General features: G+C 72.5%; 18 protein-coding genes. 9 read left to right on the forward strand and 9 right to left on the reverse strand.

Features of this window, described 5'->3' with window-relative positions; all coding sequences use genetic code 11:
• Nucleotides 1–81 precede the first annotated feature (81 nt).
• From ACZ573_RS08735 to ACZ573_RS08745, 3 genes are all read left to right on the forward strand, one after another.
• Nucleotides 82–1,971, forward strand: a complete 1,890-nt coding sequence (locus ACZ573_RS08735) for an ABC transporter ATP-binding protein (RefSeq protein WP_471301005.1) — start codon at nt 82–84, stop codon at nt 1,969–1,971.
• A gap of 7 nt (nt 1,972–1,978) precedes the next feature.
• Entirely contained in the window at nt 1,979–2,362 is a 384-nt protein-coding gene (locus ACZ573_RS08740) for a VOC family protein (protein ID WP_471301008.1), read from the forward strand.
• 148 nt (nt 2,363–2,510) lie between these two features.
• Nucleotides 2,511–3,041 carry an HIT family protein gene (locus ACZ573_RS08745; RefSeq protein WP_471301011.1) on the forward strand — a complete coding sequence of 177 codons (531 nt, stop codon included), beginning with the start codon at nt 2,511–2,513 and terminating at the stop codon, nt 3,039–3,041.
• A gap of 2 nt (nt 3,042–3,043) precedes the next feature.
• On the opposite strand, the gene ACZ573_RS08750 is transcribed toward ACZ573_RS08745, so the two are convergent.
• Complete coding sequence (locus tag ACZ573_RS08750; protein ID WP_471301015.1) at nt 3,044–3,391, reverse strand: hypothetical protein; 348 nt, start codon at nt 3,389–3,391, stop codon at nt 3,044–3,046.
• A 194-nt stretch (nt 3,392–3,585) separates the two neighbouring features.
• On the opposite strand from ACZ573_RS08750, the gene ACZ573_RS08755 reads away from it, so the two are divergent.
• Entirely contained in the window at nt 3,586–4,470 is an 885-nt protein-coding gene (locus ACZ573_RS08755) for a sigma-70 family RNA polymerase sigma factor (protein ID WP_471301017.1), read from the forward strand.
• Nucleotides 4,471–4,549: 79 nt separating this feature from the next.
• Here the strand turns inward: ACZ573_RS08755 and ACZ573_RS08760 are convergent, their stop codons facing one another.
• Nucleotides 4,550–5,266: a FadR/GntR family transcriptional regulator gene (locus ACZ573_RS08760; protein ID WP_471301020.1), complete on the reverse strand. Its 717-nt coding sequence runs from the start codon at nt 5,264–5,266 to the stop codon at nt 4,550–4,552.
• A gap of 130 nt (nt 5,267–5,396) precedes the next feature.
• On the opposite strand from ACZ573_RS08760, the gene ACZ573_RS08765 reads away from it, so the two are divergent.
• Nucleotides 5,397–5,918 carry a gluconokinase gene (locus ACZ573_RS08765; protein WP_471301022.1) on the forward strand — a complete coding sequence of 174 codons (522 nt, stop codon included), beginning with the start codon at nt 5,397–5,399 and terminating at the stop codon, nt 5,916–5,918.
• Nucleotides 5,919–5,930: 12 nt separating this feature from the next.
• Nucleotides 5,931–7,328 carry a GntT/GntP/DsdX family permease gene (locus ACZ573_RS08770; RefSeq protein ID WP_471301023.1) on the forward strand — a complete coding sequence of 466 codons (1,398 nt, stop codon included), beginning with the start codon at nt 5,931–5,933 and terminating at the stop codon, nt 7,326–7,328.
• Here ACZ573_RS08770 and ACZ573_RS08775 read toward each other — a convergent pair.
• The 5 genes from ACZ573_RS08775 to ACZ573_RS08795 all read right to left on the reverse strand — a co-directional run bounded on the left by ACZ573_RS08775 (nt 7,314) and on the right by ACZ573_RS08795 (nt 15,146).
• Nucleotides 7,314–8,258, reverse strand: a complete 945-nt coding sequence (locus ACZ573_RS08775; protein ID WP_471301026.1) for a hypothetical protein — start codon at nt 8,256–8,258, stop codon at nt 7,314–7,316. The two genes, ACZ573_RS08770 and ACZ573_RS08775, sit on opposite strands and share 15 nt — an antisense overlap.
• A gap of 166 nt (nt 8,259–8,424) precedes the next feature.
• Nucleotides 8,425–9,954, reverse strand: coding sequence for a cytochrome P450 (locus tag ACZ573_RS08780; protein ID WP_471301028.1), 1,530 nt, complete (start codon nt 9,952–9,954; stop codon nt 8,425–8,427).
• A gap of 90 nt (nt 9,955–10,044) precedes the next feature.
• On the reverse strand, nt 10,045–10,554 hold the full coding sequence (locus tag ACZ573_RS08785; protein ID WP_471301031.1) for a protein-tyrosine phosphatase family protein: 510 nt from the start codon (nt 10,552–10,554) through the stop codon (nt 10,045–10,047).
• Nucleotides 10,555–10,604: 50 nt separating this feature from the next.
• On the reverse strand, nt 10,605–11,369 hold the full coding sequence (locus tag ACZ573_RS08790) for a serine hydrolase domain-containing protein (RefSeq protein WP_471301033.1): 765 nt from the start codon (nt 11,367–11,369) through the stop codon (nt 10,605–10,607).
• Nucleotides 11,370–11,525: 156 nt separating this feature from the next.
• Nucleotides 11,526–15,146, reverse strand: a complete 3,621-nt coding sequence (locus ACZ573_RS08795) for a S8 family serine peptidase (protein ID WP_471301035.1) — start codon at nt 15,144–15,146, stop codon at nt 11,526–11,528.
• A gap of 163 nt (nt 15,147–15,309) precedes the next feature.
• Here ACZ573_RS08795 and ACZ573_RS08800 point away from each other — a divergent pair, with 163 nt between their 5' ends.
• The 3 genes from ACZ573_RS08800 to ACZ573_RS08810 all read left to right on the forward strand — a co-directional run bounded on the left by ACZ573_RS08800 (nt 15,310) and on the right by ACZ573_RS08810 (nt 18,811).
• Nucleotides 15,310–16,791: an MFS transporter gene (locus ACZ573_RS08800; RefSeq protein WP_471301038.1), complete on the forward strand. Its 1,482-nt coding sequence runs from the start codon at nt 15,310–15,312 to the stop codon at nt 16,789–16,791.
• 46 nt (nt 16,792–16,837) lie between these two features.
• On the forward strand, nt 16,838–17,107 hold the full coding sequence (locus tag ACZ573_RS08805; protein ID WP_471301040.1) for a DUF6629 family protein: 270 nt from the start codon (nt 16,838–16,840) through the stop codon (nt 17,105–17,107).
• A gap of 63 nt (nt 17,108–17,170) precedes the next feature.
• Nucleotides 17,171–18,811 (forward strand): GMC oxidoreductase, encoded by a 1,641-nt coding sequence (locus ACZ573_RS08810; RefSeq protein WP_471301042.1) that lies wholly within the window; start codon nt 17,171–17,173, stop codon nt 18,809–18,811.
• An 84-nt stretch (nt 18,812–18,895) separates the two neighbouring features.
• Here ACZ573_RS08810 and ACZ573_RS08815 read toward each other — a convergent pair whose 3' ends face one another.
• Nucleotides 18,896–19,375, reverse strand: a complete 480-nt coding sequence (locus tag ACZ573_RS08815; protein ID WP_471301045.1) for a carboxymuconolactone decarboxylase family protein — start codon at nt 19,373–19,375, stop codon at nt 18,896–18,898.
• Nucleotides 19,372–20,454, reverse strand: coding sequence for an NAD(P)H-dependent amine dehydrogenase family protein (locus tag ACZ573_RS08820; protein WP_471301047.1), 1,083 nt, complete (start codon nt 20,452–20,454; stop codon nt 19,372–19,374). The genes ACZ573_RS08815 and ACZ573_RS08820 overlap by 4 nt, the downstream gene beginning before the upstream one ends.
• Between the last annotated feature and the right edge of the window lie 58 nt (nt 20,455–20,512).

Raw genomic sequence — 20,512 nt, forward strand, 5'->3', positions numbered from 1 at the left:
GGCGGGAGTTGGCGCCCCGTGCGGGCGATCCCGGACCGGATGCTTGACCTGAAGTTTGGTTGGGGTCCTAGCGTTCGGGCCATGGACATGGAAGTCACCGCCTGGACCTCGCTGCACAGCGCGATCAACGCCCAGCAGGACCGCCGCCCGCTCTCCCGGGCCGGTCTGCGCCGCGTCGCAGCCTTCGCCCGTCCGCACCGTCGCGGACTCACCCTCTTCCTTCTGCTGAGCGTGGTGACCGCGCTGCTCGCGGTGGCCACTCCGGTGCTCGCCAGCCGGGTCGTCACGGCCATCGTGGACGGCCGCGACAGCTCCGCGGTCACCCGGCTGGCCCTGCTCATCGCGCTGATCGCGGTCGCGGAGGCCGGGCTCGGACTGCTGACCCGCAGACTCTCGGCCACCCTCGGCGAGGGGCTGATCCTGGATCTGCGGACGGCGGTCTTCGACCACGTGCAGCGGATGCCGGTCGCCTTCTTCACCCGGACCCGGACGGGTGCCCTGGTCAGCCGCCTCAACAACGATGTGATCGGTGCCCAGCGGGCCTTCAGCAACACCCTGTCGGGAGTGGTCGCCAATACCGTCACCCTGCTGCTGACCCTGACCGTGATGCTCAGCATCTCCTGGCAGATCACCCTGCTGGCGCTGGTGCTGCTGCCGGTGTTCGTGCTGCCGGCCCGCCGGATGGGGGCGCGGATGGCGGCGATGCAGCGGGAGGCCTCCGCACTGAACGCCGCGATGGGCACCCAGATGACGGAGCGGTTCTCCGCCCCCGGCGCGACGCTGGTCAAGCTCTTCGGGCGGCCCGCCGACGAGTCCGCGGAGTTCGCGGCCCGGGCGGCGCGGGTGCGGGACATCGGGATCCGTACGGCGATGGCCCAGTCGGCCTTCATCACGGCCCTCACCCTGGTCTCGGCGCTGGCCCTCGCGCTCGTGTACGGGCTGGGCGGGTTCTACGCCCTGCGCGGTTCCCTGGACGCCGGCTCCGTCGTCGCCCTCGCCCTCCTCCTGACCCGGCTGTACGCCCCGCTGACCGCACTGGCCGGCGCCCGCGTCGAGGTGATGAGCGCGATGGTGAGCTTCGAGCGGGTCTTCGAGATCCTCGACCTGAAGCCGCTCATCGCGCAGAAGCCGGACGCCCGCCGGGTGCCGCAGGGGCCGGTGGCCGTGGAGTTCGACCGGGTCTCCTTCGGCTACCCGGCCGCCGACAAGGTCTCGCTCGCCTCCCTGGAGGAGGTCGCCACCCTGGACGCCCGGGGCGGTACGCAGGTGCTGCACGAGGTGTCCTTCCGGGCCGAGCCGGGCCGGATGATCGCCCTGGTCGGCTCGTCCGGCGCCGGCAAGTCGACCATCGCGCAGCTGCTGCCGCGGCTGTACGACGCCGACGCGGGCGCGGTCCGCATCGGCGGGATCGACGTACGGGACCTCACGGCCGACTCGATCCGCGAGACGCTCGGCATGGTCACCCAGGACGGGCACCTCTTCCACGAGTCGGTACGCGCCAACCTGCTGCTGGCCCGCCCGGAGGCCTCCGAGGAGGAGATCTGGGAGGCCCTGCGCCGCTCGCGGCTGGACGGGCTCGTCGCCTCGCTGCCGGACGGACTGGACACGGTGGTCGGGGAGCGCGGCTACCGGCTCTCGGGCGGGGAACGGCAGCGGCTGACCATCGCGCGGCTGCTGCTGGCCCGGCAGCGGGTGGTGATCCTCGACGAGGCCACCGCGCACCTGGACTCCACCTCGGAGGCGGCGGTGCAGGAGGCCCTGGGCGAGGCCCTGGCGGGCCGGACCGCGGTGGTGATCGCGCACCGGCTGTCGACCGTACAGGCGGCGGACCAGATCCTGGTGGTCGAGGAGGGCCGGATCGTGGAACGGGGCACGCACACCGAGCTGCTGGCGGCGGGCGGGCGGTACGAGGAGCTGTACCGCACCCAGTTCGCGGTGTCGGGCGGCGAGGCACCGGTGCCGGGAGCATGATGCTGTGATGGACATCAAACTGGAGCTCGTCGCCGTCCCCGTCACCGACGTGGACCGGGCCAAGGCCTTCTACGAGAAGCTCGGCTTCAACGCCGACCACGACGTCACCGTCAGCGAGGACATCCGCTTCGTCCAGCTGACCCCGCCGGGCTCGGCCTGCTCGATCGCGATCGGCAAGGGGCTGACCCGGATGACCCCGGGGTCGCTGGACAACATGCAGGTCGTCGTCAGCGACATCGAGGAGGCGTACGAGGACCTGCGCGGCCGGGGGGTGGAGGTGACGGAGATCCAGGACCTGCCGTGGGGCTCCTTCGTCTACTTCTCGGACCCCGACGGCAACGGCTGGGCGGTCCAGCAGACCACGCCCCGCAAGACGGCGGGCCCCGCCTAGATCGTCGCCTCCGGGAACGCCGGCTGGACGTTCCGCCGAGGGCAGGGCGTGGCCGTGGTCGGGAAAGCGCCTTGCCCGCAGTCCTGTTGACGGCTTGGCCGGCCAGGGTCCCCGTGACGGGTGCTGGACCGAGTGGGAGGATGCGCCGATGGCGACACCGATGCCGATGGACCGTGAACCGATGGATCTCGAGGCCTACGTCGAACGGACGCGCGGCGGACCGTGCTTCGTCTGCGCCTTCCTCGCCGGGCATGCCGACCACGCGCACGAGACCGTCTTCGAGGACGAGCACCACGTGGCCTTCCTCGACCGCTGGCCCACGCTCCCCGGAAAGGTCCTGGTGGCCCCCAAGGCGCACGTCGAGCACGCCGTGCGCGATCTGGACGCGGCGGCCTACACCCGGCTGATGCTCGTCGTACGGGAGGTCGCGCTCGCTGTCGAAGACGTCTTCGACAGCGAGCGGACCTACCTGTACGCGCTGGGGAGCCAGCAGGGAAATTCCCACCTGCACTGGCACATCGCGGCGCTGCCGCCCGGGGTTCCGTACGAGCGGCAGCAGTTCCACTCCCTGATGACCGAGAACGGGGTCCTGTCGCCGTCACCCGCCCAGCAGGCCGCCACGGCGGAGCTCCTGCGCGCGGCCGTCGCCGCCCGCGGAGCCCTCGGACCGCCGCGGTGAGCTCAGGCTTCCGCGGCGGCGTGGTGGTGGTCGAGCTCCCACGCGTGGTGCTTGAACTCGTGGCGGAAGTCGGCGTGGTCCTCCCACTGGCGGGCGATGCCGCGCAGTACGTCCCAGTTGTGCTCCACCGACTGGTCGATGACGCGGCGCATGGCCGGCTCGGCGGATTCCCGCTTCTCGACGAGGCCCTTGATGGCGGAGGCCTCCAGGACGGCGTTACGCAGCGCGCGCAGGGCGCGGGAGGTGTCGTCCATGGCGAAGCCATGTTCGCTGCCCGTCGCCTCGTCGAACAGCGGGGTGAGCCGCGCCTCGATGAATGCGGTGATCCGCTCGAAGTGCTGCACGTCCATCGGGGCTCCCTCTCCTGCCGGACCACGCTGTGTATCCGGCGTCTCCATTCGCTTCTGCTGTTCGGGAGCCATTATCCAGCAGTCGTCCGGCCTGGCCGGTCCCGGCCGGGGCCGCCGTCAACTCCCCCTCACCAGGGCCTTTTCCGCGTGATCTATGTTGATGCTCTGGTGTGAGCACTCGACATGGGGGACCGGTGGACGGGAATTCAGGACTGACAGAACGCTTCGAAGAGCACCGCTCTCATCTGCGAGCGGTGTCCTACCGCATGCTCGGCTCGCTCGCCGAGGCCGATGACGCCGTCCAGGAGGCCTGGCTGCGCCTGAACCGGTCGGACGTCGGCGATGTGGAGAACCTCGGCGGCTGGCTGACGACGGTGGTGTCGCGCGTCTGCCTGAACATGCTGCGCTCGCGCGAATCCCGGCGCGAGGACCCCATGGAGGCGTATCCCTCCGACCCCGCCGTCAGCCGTGCGGACACCGTGGACCCAGAGCAGGAAGCCCTGCTGGCCGACTCGGTCGGGCTGGCGCTGCTGGTGGTGCTCGACCAGCTGGCACCGGCCGAGCGGCTCGCGTTCGTGCTGCACGACCTGTTCGCCGTGCCCTTCGACGAGATCGCCCCGATGATCGAGAAAACCACGGCGGCGACCCGTCAGCTCGCCAGCCGCGCCCGGCGCCGGGTCAAGGGGGCCCCGGTGGTGCCCGAGGCCGATCTGACCCTGCAGCGCCGGGTCGTGGACGCCTTCCTCGCCGCCACCCGCGGCGGGAACTTCGACGCGCTCGTCACCCTGCTCCACCCCGACGTGGTGCTCCGGGCCGACCAGGCCGTCGGACCCACCCCCGCCCCGATCCTCATCCGCGGCGCCGTCACCGTCGCCACGGGTGCGATGGCGGCGATGCAGCGGGCCCGGTCCACGGCGCCGGCCCTGGTCGACGGAACGGTCGGCCTGGCGATGGCCCCGCTGGGACGCCTGTTCCTGGTGCTCGGTTTCACGATCGAGGAAGGCCTGATCACCGAGATCGACATCGTGGCGGAACCGGAGCGTCTCGGCGCGATCGAACTCGCCGCGCTCGATGTCTGAGGGCCGGCCGCCCGGCCCCCGGAAGCGGCCGTAGCGAAATCCGTGCCGCGGCCGCCTCTTGCGGGCCGCGGCACGGCGCTCAGGGCGCGAGGACGTCCAGTTCCTCCAGCGCGCCCACCGCGATCCGGCGGGTCAGTGCCTCGGCGCGCGCCGCGTCGCCCTCGCGGACCGCTTCGGCGACCTGGACGTGCAGGGTGACGGCGGCGGGATCGGGGTCGTGGAACATCACCGCGTGCTCGGTACGGCCGGTCAGGACCTCGGCGACCACGTCCCCGAGGCGGGCGAACATCTCGTTGCCGGAGGCGTTCAGCACGACGCGGTGGAAGGCGATGTCGTGCCGCAGGTAGCCCTCCAGCTGGTGGCCGCGGGAGGTGCGGACCATACCGAGGGCCGCTTCGGTGAGTTCGGCGCACTGCTCCGGGGTGGCCAGCGTCGCGGCGAGCCCGGCCGCGACCGGCTCGATCGCGGAGCGCAGCACGGTCAGGGACCGCAGTTGCCGGGGCCGGTCGGTGCCGGCCAGCCGCCAGCGGATCACGCGCGGGTCGTAGACGTTCCACTCGTCGGTGGGGCGCACCGTGACACCGACCCGGCGGCGGGACTCGACCAGGTGCATCGACTCCAGGACGCGCACGACCTCCCGTACGACGGTGCGGGAGGCGCCGAAGCGTTCGGCGATCTCGTCGGTGCGCAGGACGCTGCCCGGGGGGTACTCCCCCGCCGTGATCGCGAGGCCGAGGGTGTCCAGCACGTGGGTGTGGAGCCCGGGCCCCTGGCCGGGAGTGCCTTCGGTGGTCATGGCGTAAGCGTACGGTGACGCTTCCGGCGACAAAAGATGTGACGTTTCCGACCCGAGGCTTGAATACGTAGTACTTAATGCGCTTCAGTGGGCCACACGAACCGATGTCGACGAGGACAGCGAGGTAGGCGTGAGCACCCAGCGCGTCATTGTGGTGATGGGCGTGGCCGGTACGGGCAAGACGACCGTGGGGCAACTGCTCGCCGGGGCCCTCGGCATTCCGTACGCGGAGGGCGACGCCTTCCACCCGGCGGCCAACGTCGCCAAGATGTCGGCCGGCATCCCGCTGGATGACGCGGACCGGTGGCCGTGGCTCGACGCCATCGGCGAGTGGATCCGCAACCGCGCCGGCCTGCGCGGCGGTGTGATCGCCGCCTCGTGCCTCAAGCGCGCCTACCGCGACCGGCTGCGCGCCGCTGCCCCCGGGGCCGTCTTCGTCCACCTCGCCGGTGACCGCCCGCTGATCGAGAGGCGCATGGCGGAGCGCAAGGGCCATTTCATGCCCACCACCCTGCTGGACTCGCAGTTCGCCACCCTCGAGCCGCTCCAGGACGACGAACTCGGCGTCGTCGTCGACGTGTCCGGGTCCCCGGAAGACATCACCGAACGGGCGCTGGCCGCCCTGCGTCAGCTCCCCGCACACGAGAACTGAGGAATCCCCACCGTGACCGGTCTCAGCGTCGAGACTCTGGCAGCGGACGCCACCGGACCGATCACCTCGGCCGGGAACACCCAGCTGGGGATAGCCGTCCTCGCGGGCATAGCCGTCATAGTCCTGCTCATCACCCGCTTCGAACTCCACGCCTTCCTGGCCCTGACGATCGGCTCGCTGGCCCTCGGGGTCTTCGCGGGCGCACCGCCCGCCAAGACGATCGCCGGCTTCAGCGCCGGACTCGGCGCCACGGTCGCGGGCGTGGGCGTACTGATCGCGCTCGGCGCGATCCTCGGCAAGCTGCTGGCGGACTCGGGCGGCGCGGACGAGATCGTGGACACGATCCTCGCCCGCGCCAAGGGCCGGGCCATGCCGTGGGCGATGGTGCTGATCGCCTCGGTGATCGGGCTGCCGCTCTTCTTCGAGGTCGGCATCGTGCTGCTGATCCCGGTGGTGCTGCTGGTCGCCAAGCGGGGCAACTACTCCCTGATGCGGATCGGCATCCCCGCGCTGGCCGGCCTGTCGGTGATGCACGGGCTGGTCCCGCCGCACCCCGGACCCCTCGTCGCCATCGACGCGCTCCACGCGGACCTCGGGGTCACCCTCGGGCTCGGGGTGCTCGTGGCGATCCCGACGGTGATCATCGCCGGGCCGCTGTTCTCCCGTTTCGCGGCGCGGTGGGTGGACATCCCGGCGCCGGAGCACAAGGTCGTGGAGCCCCCCTCGGCCGAGTCGGAACACCGACCCCGGTTCGGGGCCACGGTGTTCACCGTGCTGCTCCCGGTGGCGCTGATGCTCATCAAGGCCCTCGTCGACATCGTGGTCGACGACCCTGCCGACCCGGTGCAGCACGTGAGCGATGTCGCGGGCTCCCCGATGATCGCGCTGCTCGCGGCCGTCCTGGTGGGCATGTTCACGCTCGGCCGGGCGGCCGGCTTCACCCGGGACCGGATCTCGGCCACGGTGGACAGATCCCTGGCCCCGATCGCGGGCATCCTGCTGATCGTGGGCGCGGGCGGTGGCTTCAAGCAGACGCTGATCGACGTCGGCGTGGGTCAGATGATCCTGGACGTCTCCAAGAACTGGGCCGTGCCGACCCTGTTGCTGGCGTGGCTGATCGCCGTGGCCATCCGTCTGGCCACCGGGTCGGCGACGGTGGCCACCATTTCGGCGGCCGGGCTGGTGGCCCCGCTCGCGGCGGACATGTCCACCACCGGGACCGCACTGCTGGTCCTGGCCATCGGGGCCGGCTCGCTGTTCTTCAGCCATGTCAACGACGCCGGCTTCTGGCTGGTCAAGGAGTACTTCGGGATGACCGTCGGTCAGACCCTGAAGACCTGGTCGGTGATGGAGACCATCATCTCGGTGGTCGGCCTGGGCCTCGTGCTGCTGCTGTCACTGGTCCTTTAGCTGGGCGGCGGCCAGCGCCAGCCCGCCCGCCGCCGTGGCGCAGCGCGCCGCGAGCCTGGTCACCTCGGCCCGCAGGGCCTCGGTCTCCTGGCCCTGCCACCCGGGCGCCATGGCCGCGACCCGCAGCCGGACCGCGTTCGTGCGCAGCGCGGCCGCGTGGCCGCCGAGGCCGCCGTCCGGCGGCAGCGGCGCCGGCCGGGGCGGCCGGTCCGTGACCCGGCGGCGGGCCGGGCCGGGGGTGGGCGCGGCCCCCGTCGTGGCCGGCCCGTCGGGCTGGGCCGGACCCCGGTCGCAGAAGGCCCAGAAGGCGGCGCCGAGTCCGAGGACCGGTTCGGCGGTCTCGGCCCGGCCGGTGGCGACCTGCCAGCCGGCGTGGTCGTTGAAGGGGTTCGCGTCGGTCAGTGCGTGCCAGGCGAGGATGTCGGCGAAGGACGGGGCCAGCAGCGCGAAGGCGTGCTCGGCGCCGCGCTCGCGCATGATGGCGCGGAACAGCCGGACGGCCTCGCCCTGGCGGCCCGCTCGGACGGCGCCCAGGACCGCGGCCGCGCCGGGATCGTCGAACAGTTCGGGGCGGCCCGCGCTCGCGGCCCGGATCCGGGCCTTCAGCCCGCAGACGGCGATGCTGATCGCGAGGCTCTCCCGGCCCGCCAGGATTCCGGCGAGCCGCCCGGCACGGGCCACCCCCCGGCCGCGCGGGGCCCAGCCGAGCCCCGACGGGTCGGTGAGCGTACGCAGCAGGGTGCGCCAGCCCAGCCGGGTACGGCCGCCCCGGGCGAGGGCGGCCGCTGGCAGCCGGGCGCCGAACGCCAGGCCGGAGGCGTAGCGGGCGGCCCCACCGACCGCGTCGGCGGCCTCGGCGAGGGCGCGGCACGGGGCGTCGAGCAGGTCGATGTCCGGGGCGGTGGACGCGGAGGTCGCGGCGTCGGGCATGTGATCCTCGTGGGGTTCGGCACGGGCTCGGAGACGGGCAGGGTCGGGCGGGAACGGGCGGGTCGGACCGGGTCGGGGGTCCGACCGGAACAGGCAGGGACAGATCGGAGTCGGAGTCGGACAGGGCCGGGTGCGAACGGGGACCGGCTCGGGTCCCGGAGCGCCCTCAGCGGCGGGTGAGCCTGAGCCGGATGCCCTGCGGATCGAGCGTCGCCGGCAGCGGTCCCACCGGGTCCAGCACCGGCCGGGTGCCCGTGACCCGATGGCCGCGCAGCACCTCGGCGCAGAGCGCGGCGGTGGCCATCAGGCCGAGCTGGTCGCCGGGGCAGCGGCCGCCGCCGTGGCTGAAGGGCGCCATCCGGATGTCCTGGTCCGCGCCCGGGTTCTTCCACCGGCCGGGCACGAACACGTGCGCGGCCGGTACCCGTTCGGGGTCGCGCTGATGGAACGCGGCGGGCACCAGCACCGAGGTGCCGGCCGGGTAGCGCACGCCCCGCCATTCGGTCTCGGCGCGGGTGACGCGGATCAGGTCGGGCACCACCGGGTACAGCCGCAGGGACTCCCGCACGCAGGCCCGCAGCCGGGGCAGTTGGCCCCGGTCCGCACCGGCGGCGGCTTCGGCGGCCACCTCGGCCGTGGCCAGGCCCTGCTCCGCGGGGTGCGCTCCGAGCAGCAGCAGGGTGCGCAGCAGGGTGTCCGGGACGGCGTCCATGGCCAGCAGCCAGTGCTGGGCCTGGCCGACGGGGTCGAGGGTGCCGGCCGGGTCGGCGTGGCGGGCGGCCCGCCCGACGAGGGTGTCGCCGTCGGCCCGGGCGGCGTACTCCTCGATGCGGGCGCGGGCCTTGTCGTGCACGGAGCGCGCGGAACGCACCGTGCGCACGGAGCGCACCCGGCCGCCGCGCGAACTCCTGCTCTCGGTGCGCAGCTGGGTGAGCCATCCGCTCAGTTCCTCGTCCGCGGCTGCCGCGTCGCCGAGCACGATCCGCCGGGCGGCGCGGTGCACGGCGTACCGGGCGCGGGCGAGGTCGAGGGTGACAACGGCGGAGGCGGAGGCGGGGGCGGTCAGGTGGCGGGCCTCCTCGGCGAGGGCCGCGAGGAAGGGCCCGCAGGAGGGGTGCACGGGCCGGCCCGCGGCCAGCACCTCGGCGCTGACCTCGCGCCGCTCCGCACGGAGCTCGCCGCGGGAGCAGCCGGAGTCGGCGGGCTCCTCGGGGTTCGGGCCCCGGCACTTTTCCGGCGGGGCGGCCGCGAGGAGGCTGACGGGTTCGGCGTAAAAGCGGCGCAGGTCCTGCGGGTCGAGGAGGACGAGGACGGTCCGCCCGGAGCGGGTGCGTACCAGGGCGGGCGCGTCCCCGTGGCGGGCGCGCAGGGCACGCAGCGCGGCGGCGGAGGTGCGCACCTCGCCGGGGCGGGGCCGTGTCAGTCCGCGCAGCAGGACCCCGAAGCCGGCGAGGGCCGACCGGGCGGTGCTTTCCGCGGCCGGGGCCGGGGCGGGGGCCGCGTACCGCAGCGATTCCTTTACGGACGTCCGCCGGCCGGGGGCTCCCGCGCCCAGCCCCGGCACGGCCGGCCCCCGGTCCGCGAGCGGTGCCTCACCGCGGGGTGACCGACCGGCTCGCTCGGGGCGGCGGCGGGCGGCGAGGGCCCGTACCCGGGCTCGGAGCCCATCGAGGGCGGCCCCTTGGACCGTACGCATCCGTGCACCTCCGCGGCGGGAGCGACAACGCTCGGCGACAACGGCATCACCGTACGTCCCACCTGCGCACTCCGCGCCCCGAGGACCACGTCAGGGGTCCAGCCCGACCAGCAGCGCCGCGATGTCCAGCCCGGCGGTGAGGTAGGAAGTGAAGGCCTCGTTGTGCAGGGCCCAGGGCGAGCGGCCGCGGCGCACACGGGCGATGGCCTCGGCGGGTGCCATTCCCCGGTCGACGAGGCACCGGGCGACGACGAGGCCGGACCTGTTGTAGCCCGAGTGGCAGCGGACCAGTGTGGTGAGGCCCGAATCGAGGGCCAGTCCCGCGGTGCGGGCGAGGCACTGGACCGTGTGGAGCTGGCCTGGGGTGAGCGCGGCGTCCGGCAGCTCTGCCACGACGTGCTCGGCGCGTGGTCCCGGGCCGTGGCCGGTCCGGGTGAACAGGCTGATGACGAGGTCGAACTCGTCCTCCACCACGACGGGCCACAGTTCACCGGCCGGGTCGGTCCAGTAGTGGCCGCCCATCCACAGGCCCGGTGCGATCTCGTCCCACGGGGAAGACGGCCCGGGTACGTCCCGGTCCCGCCGTCGGGTCTTCTTCATACGGCCGCGACCTCCTGGGGGCGGCCTTCAGGATCTCACACAACACGCCCTCATTCAGTGGCAGTTGACGCGAAGGCCGCTTCGCGGAAGGCGGTGCGCGGCATACCTCGCCCGGCGGTCGGCAGGAGGACCGCCCAGCGGCGGTGGCGGGGGGAGACCCAGAGGGCCGGACCGCCGTCCTGCGGGGCGTGGTGGGTCCAGACCCCGTGCGGGGCGGGGTCCCAGAGCAGGCCGCGGGCGGGGGTGAGCTCACCGGTGCGGATCCGGAGCGACTCGGTGGTCCAGGCGTGGCTGATGCCCGCCGGGTCCGCCGTGCCCCGCAGGTCCCCCGGATCCAGGAGGTGGCACAGGAAGCGGACGAGGTCGGCCAGGGGCGCGCGGAGGGTGCCGTCGGCGAAGCGGGTGCCGGTCATGCCCAGGGGGTGCCAGACCCGGGTGGCCGCCAGGTCGGCGAGCGGGCTGCCGGAGAGCTGCTCGGCGAGGCGGGTGAGGTGGGTGAGGGCGGCGGTCCCGCCCGGGTGCGTGAGGAGGTGGTGGGCGGTGGTCCCGGCGGGGACACCCTCGGCGGCCGTGTCCCCGTAGGCGGCGAGCGGCGTGTGCAGCCGCAGTGCACCCTCGTCGACGAGGCTGCCGATGACCGGCCAGAGCGCGAGGACGCCGCTGAGGGCGTCCACGTCGAAGGCGGCGTCGGCGGGGTGCCCGCCGTCCGAACCCGACTGTGGTCCCCCGGCTCCGCCGACGGCCCACACCGCCCCGGGGTCGGCGGACTCCACGAGGGTCCGGACGGCGGCTGCCTGGTCGCACAGGGAGGTCATGGTCACCCACGTTAACGAGCCGGGCGGTGGCCCGGGGGCAGGCCGCCGCGGAGTCCGCGCTCCCGCCACCCGAATGCCCCCGCACCGCGCACCCCGTGCCCCGTGCCCCCGCAGCGGGGAAGGGGCGGGGCGCCCGAAGGCACCCCGCCCCGTGTTCTACCGGCCGGGCTGGCTCTGGTCCGGGCGGTCGGTCACCCGCAGGGTGTTCAGCAGGGGCTTGCCGAATCCGCTGTGCGTGACGAAGCGGACGTTGAGGACCCCGTCCGTGACCGTGACCGTGTACGTACGGGTCAGGGCCTTGTAGGTGCCCGCCTCCAGGGAGATGTCCAGCGAGGGCAGGACCTGCGTGCCCTCGGCCAGGACGTCGAAGACGCGCTTGTCGGGCTTGGTGGAGGAGAGCTCCGCGAAGCCGAGCTCCACCGTGTAGGTACCGTTCGGGACGTTGTCGAAGCGGTACTCGTACATGCCCTCGCGGGCGTTGCGGAAGAGCCGCTGCTCGTCCGTGCCGGCGATGGTGCGGCCGGTGGCCTCCACGGTGCTGTTGCCCTGGTAGCCGTAGGAGCCGGGCGTGTACTTGCGGTCCGGGGACCAGGCGTCACCCAGGCTGTCCGTGGTGGTGTAGCCGGATCCCGCGTCCAGGCCGACCTGGTAGCGCGGGACGACGACCTTGACCGGGACGGAGAGCACCGGGGTCCGGCCGCTCGCCGAGGTGATCTTCAGGTCGGCGGTGAGGACCGCGCCCGGGGTCAGTCCGGTCGTGTCGACCGAAAGGGTGAGCGCGGTCTTCGCGCCGGTCGCGAGGGTGCCGGTCGCCGGTGTGGCGGTCAGCCAGGTAGCGTCCTCGGACACCGTGAACTGCGTGCCGAGGCCCGGGTTGGTCAGCTCCAGGGTCCGGGTCCGCTGCTGGTTCGCGGGGAGGACGACCTCCACGGACGGCTTGGACGCCGTCACCTTTCCGGTGCGCAGGGACTGCGTGACCGCCGTGACGTCGGCGGCCTTGACGTTCACCGTCGCCGTGGCGGACTCGTACTGGGGTGCCGCCAGCGAGACGGGGAGCGAGCCCGAGGGGCTCTGGACGACGTATGCGCCGTCCGCGGCCGTGGTCGCCGACACCGCCGTGTCACCCGTGCCGACGGTCACCGTGGCGCCCGCGACGCCGTTGCCGTCGTTGGCGTCGAGCACCCGGCCGGCCACCACACCGCTCTTGGTGGTGCGGAAGGCGATGGAGAGGCCGTCCGTGATGACCGCGGTGTTGAAGGAGTACTTGAAGGCGTCGGTTCCGGCCGCGTTCTCCACACCGACGGTGGCCGTTGAGCCGCCCTTGATGCCGGTGCCGCCGGTCCCCTTGTAGGAGTAGGAGACGGTGCCGTCCTCGCCGATCGTGGCCGAGAAGGAGAACTTGTCGGCCTGCGCCGACCAGTGGGACACCTGGCGCCACTCGATCACGTAGCTGCGGTGCGGAGCGGTGCCGGTGACGCCGGTGAAGACGCCGGAGCCGCTGCCCGCGGCCCCGACGACGAGGTCGTCCCAGAACGGGTACAGGGCCGCGTTGGGCGTGGCCGTGCTCGGGATGTCCCCGTTGATGTCGCCGGTGTTGTTGCCGCCGAAGCTGACGGTGCCGTTGGTGCCGATCCAGGCCTGGCCGTACGTCTTGCCGTACAGGGGCAGCGGGAAGGGCAGGTCGACGCGCTCGGTGGTGTTGTCACCGGTGAGCCCGAGCTGGCGGGTGCCCTCGGTGTACGGGCGGTCGCCCGCGGCGGCGCAGGCGTAGCCGTAGCCGTCGGTGCGTTCGGGCAGGTTCACCGCGACGGTGGTGTCGCCGGCGACGGTGACCTTGGCCGTGCCGCCGGTGACGCAGCGGGAGGCGTGGGTGGCGTTCACGTCGTACGTGCCGTGCGGCAGGGTGACCTCGAACCGGCCCTGGGCGTCGGCGGTCGCGGTCACCGGGGTGTCCGCGATGGTGACGGAGGCGCCCGCGGCGGGGCCGGCGGCCGAGGAGACGGTGCCGGTGAGCTTGCCGGAGGCCGCCTGGGTGAGGGTGAAGTCACCGGTGGCGGTGCCGTTCTCGGTGACCGTGGCCGTGGCGGTCTGCTGCCCGTAGCCGAATTTGGCGGCGGTCAGGGTGTAGTCGCCGACCGAGAGGGAGGCGAAGCGGTAGCTGCCGTCGGCCGCGGTGGTGGTCGTACGGTCGATGGGGCCGTGGGCGGTGATCTTGACGCCCGCGACGGGCTGGTCGCCGGAGCGTACGGTGCCGCCGAGCGCGCCGATGGCGCCGCGCGGGGCGGCGGTCACGGCGGCGAGGACGTCGAGGCGGCCTTCACCGAAGACGTTGTTGTCGGCGGCGTTGCCGCCGCACTGGCTGCTGTCGGTGTCCAGGGCGGTGCCGTCCAGGAGCGACTCGGTCTGCGCGATGTCGCCTTCCAGCGCGGGTGCGGCGGACCAGAGCAGGGCGACGGCGGCCGCGGTGTGCGGTGAGGCCATCGAGGTGCCGGAGAAGGCCTCGTATCCGCCGCCGGGGACGGAGGACCGGACGTTCACGCCGGGGGCGGCGATGTTCGGCTTGACGATGCCGCCGGGACCGGCGCCGCGCGAGGAGAAGGACGCGATGGCGTTGTTGATGTCGAAGGCGCCGGAGCTGTAGGAGCTGGCGTAGTCGCCGGGCGAGCCGGCGGTGTTGCAGCTCGGACCGGCGTTGCCGTTGGAGAAGGCCGGGAAGATGCCGGCGGCCCGCCAGGTGTCGACGATCTGCTGGTACCAGGTGTCGCCGCCGCTCCCGCCCCAGGAGTTGTTGACGATGTGCGGGGCGAGGTCCGGGCGCGGGTTCTGGCCGCTCGGATCGGTCGGGGCGACGATCCACTGGCCCGAGGCGAGGAGGGAGGCCTCGGAGCAGGAGTTCGACTCGCAGCCCTTGGCCGCGATCCATTTGGCGCCGGGGGCCACGCCGATCTTGTTGGCGCCGCCGTCGTCGCCGACCATCGTGCCCATCGTGTGGGTGCCGTGGTCGTTGTTGTCGCACGGTGCCGCGGTGGTGCACACGCCCGCCGGGTCGAACCAGTTGTAGGCGTGGTCGTACGTGCCGTCCGCCTTCTTGCCGCGGTACTGGTTGTTCACGGCAGGGTGGGTGTAGTCCACGCCGCTGTCGATGTTGGCGACGACGATGCCCTCGCCGCGCACCCCGACCTGGTCCCAGACCTGCGGGGCCTTGATCCGGTCGATGTTCCACTCGATGGCGTCGGCGACGGCCTTCTCCCGCTTGCCCTCGGTGGGCTTGGGGAGGGCGACCTTGTCGTCGGCGTCGATCCGGGCGACCTCGGGGCGCTGGGCGAGGGTCCCGGCGAGCTTCTGGCTGCCGACGACGCGCACGGCGTTCACGATCCAGTACGAGGTGTACTCGGCGCCGGCGCCCTGCAGGGCCTTGACGACCTCGGCCTGGCTGCGCGCGGCGTGGTCCTTCTTGATCCGCAGAACCGTTTCGGCCTTGGCGGCGCGGGTCTGCTGCTTCCCCGCGGCGGTGAGGTCGGCGGCGCTGTCGAGGTAGACCCAGAAGGCCGCCTTGGCGGACTCGTCGAGCTGGGCGCGGAGCCGCGGTTCGATCTTGCGCTCGGCCGCGGTCGGGGCGGCGGGGCCGGGGTCCGGCGCGGCCGCGGCGACGCCGGCGCCGATCGGCAGGAGCAGGACCGAGGTGAGGGCGGCGAGCGCCGTGCGTAAGGACCGTGCGGGCCTTGCCGACCTCGTGGGCCGTAAGGCTCGTGGGGACCGGTTGTCGCGTTGGGCCACGTGTTGTCTCCTCGTACGCCGTGTGCGGGTTGTGCGGGAAGGGTGCGCGTGACGTGCGCGGGTCATGGTGATAGAGGCGTCATGCTCATTACAAGGGGGGCTTTTCGGCCGTCCTCGGCCCGCCCCGGTGGCCCGTACCGGCCGCGCGGGCCAGCCTGAAGACATGACTGCGCCCGCCGAGCCGTCCGGAACCGGTGTCCCGATCGCGTCCGCGCGTGGCCGGTGGATCCTGCTGACCACCGTGCTCGGGTCGACCATGGCCATGCTGGACGGGACCGTGGTGAACGTGGCGCTGCCGCGCATCGGGGAGGATCTCGACGCCGATCTGGCGGTGCTCCAGTGGACGGTGAACGCCTATCTGCTGACCCTGGCCGGGCTGATCCTGGTCGGCGGGTCGCTGAGCGACCGTTTCGGGCGGCGCCGGATCTTCGTGCTCGGCGTGGTGTGGTTCGCGGTCGGCTCGCTGCTGTGCGGCATCGCGCCGAACGCCGGGGTGCTGATCGCAGCCCGGGCCCTGCAGGGCATCGGCGGAGCGCTGCTGGCACCGGGCTCCCTGGCCCTGATCCAGGCGTCCATCCGCGCCGAGGACCGGGGGCGGGCCATCGGCCTGTGGTCGGGGCTGGGCGGGGTGGGCGCGGCCGTGGGACCGTTCCTCGGCGGCTGGCTGGTGGACGGGCCGGGCTGGCGGTGGGTGTTCCTGCTGAACGTTCCGCTGGCCGCGGTGTGCGTGCCGGTCGCGCTGCGGCACGTACCGGAGTCGCGGGACCCGCAGGCGCACGGGCGGTTCGACGTGGCCGGGGCGGCGCTCGGCGCGAGCGCCCTGGGGCTGGTCACCTACGCGCTGATCGAAGCCCGGTCCGGATCGGCGGCGGTGATCGTCGCTGCGGTGCTCGGGGTCCTGCTGGGCATCGCCTTCGTCCACGTGGAGCGGCGGCGGCCCGATCCGATGGTGCCGCCGGACATCTTCGCGTCCCGGCTGTTCACCGCGGTCAACCTCGTCACCCTGTGCGTGTACGGGGCCATCGGCGGGTTCTTCTTCCTCGCGGTGCTCCAGCTCCAGGTGGTCTCCGGGTACTCGGCGCTGGCCGCCGGGGCCTCGATGCTGCCGACGACCCTCCTGATGCTCCTCCTGTCGGCCCGCTCGGGTGAGCTCGGGGAGCGGATCGGGCCGCGCATCCCGCTCACGGTGGGGCCGCTGCTCTGCGCGGGCGGGACGCTGCTGATGCTGCGGGTGGGGCCCGCGGCCTCGTACGTACGGGACGTGCTGCCCGCGATGGCCGTCATGGGCATGGGCCTCGTGGCCCTGGTGGCCCCGCTGACGTCGACCGTGCTCGCCTCGGTGGATCCCGGCCGGGCGGGCCTGGCCAGCGGCATCAACAACGCGGCGGCGCGCGTCGCCGGGCTGCTCGCGGTGGCGGCGCTGCCGCTGCTGTCCGGAATGGGGCCGGAGTCGTACCGCTCGGCGGCCCAGTTCGACGCCGCTTTCGGGCGGGCCATGCTCTGGTGCACCGGGGCGTTCGTGGCCGGCGCCGCCCTGTCCTGGGCGACCGTACGCTCCCCCGTGCCCGAGGCGTGCCATCCCCAGTGTCATACGTACTGCGCGGTGTCGGCCCCGCCGCTCGAACCCCGTGAGGAGTCCGGCTGACCTGCCGGTGACCGCCGAGGTCCGGTGCCGCACCATCGGCTACGGCGTGAATGTTCCGTGGATGCCGCTGGTGCTGATGGGCTACCTGTTCGCCGCTCTGGGCTCCCTGCTGCTCGGGGGCGACCGGCGGCTCGGGACCCTCGGTGTGGTGCCGGCGGTGGGGGCGCCCGCCTGCTCAGCGCTGTGGCGGCTGGAATTCGCCTCCACCTGGTGTGCCCTCGCGGCCGTCGAGTGCTCCTGGTCTGGGGCTGGGTCCGGCGCCCGTACGCCGCTCCCCTGTCACGTGATCGACCGAAAGTTACCTAGACGTATGTAGTGACTTCACACGCGGGCAGCAGTAGAACTCGTTCCCATTCCGTCGCCGAGTGAGGAACGTCACATGAGCGATAAACCGCTGTCCAGAACGATCTCCAACGGGATCTCCCGTCGCGGATTTCTCGGTAGAACGGGTTCTATTATCGGGGCCGTGGCCCTGGCGGGCCACATCACCCCGGCCCAGGCGGCCGCCCCACCCGGCCCGATCTCCGACGGGGCCCGCGTACCGGCCTTGGTCATCGGCACCGGCTACGGCGGGTCGGTGGCGGCCCTGCGGCTGGCGCAGGCCGGCGTGGACGTGCAGATGATCGAGATGGGCATGTCCTGGGACACGCCGGGCTCGGACGGCAAGATCTTCCCCAAGGTGACCAGCCCGGACTACCGGTCCTTCTGGCTGCGCACCCGGACCAAGGCGCCGCTGAGCAACTTCCTCGGCTTCCCGATCGACAAGGACGTCCCGAAGTACACCGGGATCCTGGACGCCGAGGACTTCGCCGGCATCACGGTCTACCAGGGCCGCGGGGTCGGCGGCGGTTCGCTGGTCAACGGCGGCATGGCGGTCACGCCCAAGCGCGCGAACTTCGCCGCCGTCCTTCCTTCGGTGGACGCCGACGAGATGTACGCCACCTACTACCCGAGGGCCAACGCCGGTCTCGGGGTCGGCATGATCGACCCGGCCTGGTTCGACACCGCCGACTGCTACCAGTTCTCGCGCGTCGGCCGCAAGCACGCCCAGCGCTCCGGCTTCGCCTGGACCTTCGTACCCGACGTGTACGACTGGGACTACATGAAGCGGGAGGCCGCCGGCACCGCCACCAGGTCGGCCCTGGCCGGCGAGATCCTCTACGGCAACAACGCCGGCAAGAAGTCGCTCGTCCAGACCTACCTCGCACAGGCGAAGGCCACCGGCCGGGTCGCCATCTCCGCTCTGCACAAGGTGACTTCGGTCTCCCCGGCCGCGGGAGGCGGCTACACGGTCACCATCGACCAGATCAACGCCACCGGTGACACCGTGGCCACCAAGTCGGTGACCGCGGACCGGGTCTTCTTCGCGGCCGGCAGCGTCGGCACCAGCAAGCTCCTGGTCAAGCTGAAGGCGACCGGAGCGCTGCCGGACCTCAACGCCGAGGTCGGCAAGGGCTGGGGCGAGAACGGCAACGTCATGTGCGGCCGCGCCAACCACCTGTGGGACCCGACCGGCAAGCTCCAGTCGACCATCCCCTGTTCGGGCATCGACAACTGGGACGCGGGCGGCGCGTTCGCCGAGGTCGCACCGCTCCCCACCGGGATCGAGACCTACGCCTCGTTCTACCTGTCGATCACCAAGAACCCGAACCGCGCCGAGTTCACCTGGAACGCGGCGACGGGCACGGCCGAGCTGAGCTGGCAGACCGCCTGGAAGCAGCCCTCCATCTCCATGGCCAAGACGATCTTCGACAAGATCAACTCGAAGGAGGGCACGATCTACCGGACCGACCTGTTCGGTGGGAACAAGATCTGGAACGACACCCTCACCTACCACCCGCTCGGCGGCGCGGTCCTGAACAAGGCGACCGACAACTACGGGCGCCTGCACGGCTACACCGGCCTGTACGTGATCGACGGCGCGCTCATCCCCGGCAACGCGAGCGTGAATCCCTTCGTCACCATCACGGCACTCGCCGAACGCAACATAGAGAAGATCATCGCCACCGACCTTCCGTAGAGCCGCGTCCTCCCCCCCAGCGGCCGGGGCCGTTCGGATCTCCCGAACGGCCCCTTTTGGCTGTGTGCCGCGCCCCGCCGCCGCTCAGTGCCCCGGCAGCACGCAGACACTGTCCAGGCCGAGCACGTGGTTGAGCCGGCCGAAGGCCAGCCAGGACCCGATGCTCATCGTCAGCTCCACGATCTCCAGCTGGCTGTAGTGCGCGGTCATCCGGTCCCAGAACTCCTCGTCGAGCCCGTGGTGGTCGAGGGTGTACCGCTCGGCGTACTCCGCCGCCAGCCGGGTGCGCTCGTCGAACGCGTCCGTCGTACGCCAGTCGGTGACCGCGTCGGAGAACTCCTCCTCGACCTTCTCCCCCTCCCGCTCGGTGCGCCAGTCCAGGCAGAAGACGCACCCATTGATCTGCGCGACGCGCAGCCGGGCCGCTTCGAACTCGCGCAGGCCCAGGGTGGTGTGGGCGTACACCGACAGGGAGAAGTTCGCGGCGGCCATGCCGATGCCGGGGACCATGTCGCCCCAGACGTACTCGATGGGGTGCTGGCCTTCGGGGATGTCGATCCTCATGACTGTTTCCTTCCGAGTCTGCCGATGGCGGGGCGCAGCGGGATGTCGAGGGCGTCGTAAAGTCCGGGTTCCGCCCCGACCAGCCAGTCGATGGCGCCGACGAGGCGGCCGACGGCGGTGGCGTTGCCGCCCGCCGAGCGGTTCGCGCCCTCGTCCGTGGCCTCGATGGTGACCTCGATGCGCGGGCGGCCCTCGATGACGACCCGGTGGGCGCCGTCGCCGCCGCCGGGCGGCACGGGCCAGTCCGGTGCGCACGAGGCGTGGATGCGGGTGACGTGCTCGATGACGATGCGGGGCTCGCCCTCGACGATGCCCTGCACCTCGAAGCGGATGGCGCCCTGGGTGCCGGCCTCGAACGCGCCCATGGTCCTGGTGGTCACCGTGGTGTCGAGCGCGCGGCGGTCCGACGTCTCACGGATCTCCTCGAGTTCGACCCCGAGCGCGCGGGCCATCATCCGTATCTGCCCGCCCCACACCATGGTCGGGACGGAGGGCATGAGCATCATCGGCTCGTGGTCCATGGGCTGGCCCATGCCGACGAGATGGCGGACGGAGTCCGGCTGGTCGTAGGTGGAGTAGTCGAAGATCTCCTGGCAGCGGATGACGTCGATGGTGGTGCCCAGTCCGCTGAGCAGGAGCGGGAGTACGTCGTTGCCCCACCCGGGGTCGACGCCGGAGGCGAAGAGCGAGCCGCCGCCCTCCGCGACGGCGGCGAGCACCGGGTCGCGGAACTCTGGCGGGGCGCTGCGGTGGTCGTAGAGCGGGTACAGGGCCGGGCTGACGACGACCGCGCCGGACCTGACGGCGCGGGTGATGTCGGCGAGTGCCTCGTCGGGCCGGATGTCTCCGGACGCGGCGTACACCACGGCCTGGGGGCGGGCGGCGAGTACGGCTTCGATGTCGTCGGTGGCTTCGACACCCAACAGGCGGTCGAGTCCGCCGAGTTCTCCCGCGTCGCGGCCGGCCTTGGCTGGATTGTGGACGATGACTGCGCAGAGTTGGAGCGCGGGATGGGCCTCGACGGCACGGATCGCCAGACGGCCCACGTTGCCGGTACCCCAGACAACCGTGGAAATCATGCGCGGAGGGTAGCCACAGGGCCTTGACGTTGCCAGAGTCACGCGGCCTGAACTCGCC

Source organism: Streptomyces sp. NPDC040545, from assembly GCF_055595065.1.

Excerpts from the sequence above, each read along its gene's own strand:
- ACZ573_RS08735 (WP_471301005.1), top strand. The coding sequence starts at position 82 with ATGGACATGGAAGTCACCGCCTGGACCTCGCTGCACAGCGCGATCAAC.
- ACZ573_RS08740 (WP_471301008.1), top strand. The coding sequence starts at position 1,979 with ATGGACATCAAACTGGAGCTCGTCGCCGTCCCCGTCACCGACGTGGAC.
- ACZ573_RS08745 (WP_471301011.1), top strand. The coding sequence starts at position 2,511 with ATGGCGACACCGATGCCGATGGACCGTGAACCGATGGATCTCGAGGCC.
- ACZ573_RS08750 (WP_471301015.1), bottom strand. The coding sequence starts at position 3,391 with ATGGACGTGCAGCACTTCGAGCGGATCACCGCATTCATCGAGGCGCGG.
- ACZ573_RS08760 (WP_471301020.1), bottom strand. The coding sequence starts at position 5,266 with ATGACCACCGAAGGCACTCCCGGCCAGGGGCCCGGGCTCCACACCCAC.
- ACZ573_RS08775 (WP_471301026.1), bottom strand. The coding sequence starts at position 8,258 with ATGCCCGACGCCGCGACCTCCGCGTCCACCGCCCCGGACATCGACCTG.
- ACZ573_RS08780 (WP_471301028.1), bottom strand. The coding sequence starts at position 9,954 with ATGCGTACGGTCCAAGGGGCCGCCCTCGATGGGCTCCGAGCCCGGGTA.
- ACZ573_RS08785 (WP_471301031.1), bottom strand. The coding sequence starts at position 10,554 with ATGAAGAAGACCCGACGGCGGGACCGGGACGTACCCGGGCCGTCTTCC.
- ACZ573_RS08790 (WP_471301033.1), bottom strand. The coding sequence starts at position 11,369 with ATGACCTCCCTGTGCGACCAGGCAGCCGCCGTCCGGACCCTCGTGGAG.
- ACZ573_RS08800 (WP_471301038.1), top strand. The coding sequence starts at position 15,310 with ATGACTGCGCCCGCCGAGCCGTCCGGAACCGGTGTCCCGATCGCGTCC.
- ACZ573_RS08810 (WP_471301042.1), top strand. The coding sequence starts at position 17,171 with ATGAGCGATAAACCGCTGTCCAGAACGATCTCCAACGGGATCTCCCGT.
- ACZ573_RS08815 (WP_471301045.1), bottom strand. The coding sequence starts at position 19,375 with ATGAGGATCGACATCCCCGAAGGCCAGCACCCCATCGAGTACGTCTGG.
- ACZ573_RS08820 (WP_471301047.1), bottom strand. The coding sequence starts at position 20,454 with ATGATTTCCACGGTTGTCTGGGGTACCGGCAACGTGGGCCGTCTGGCG.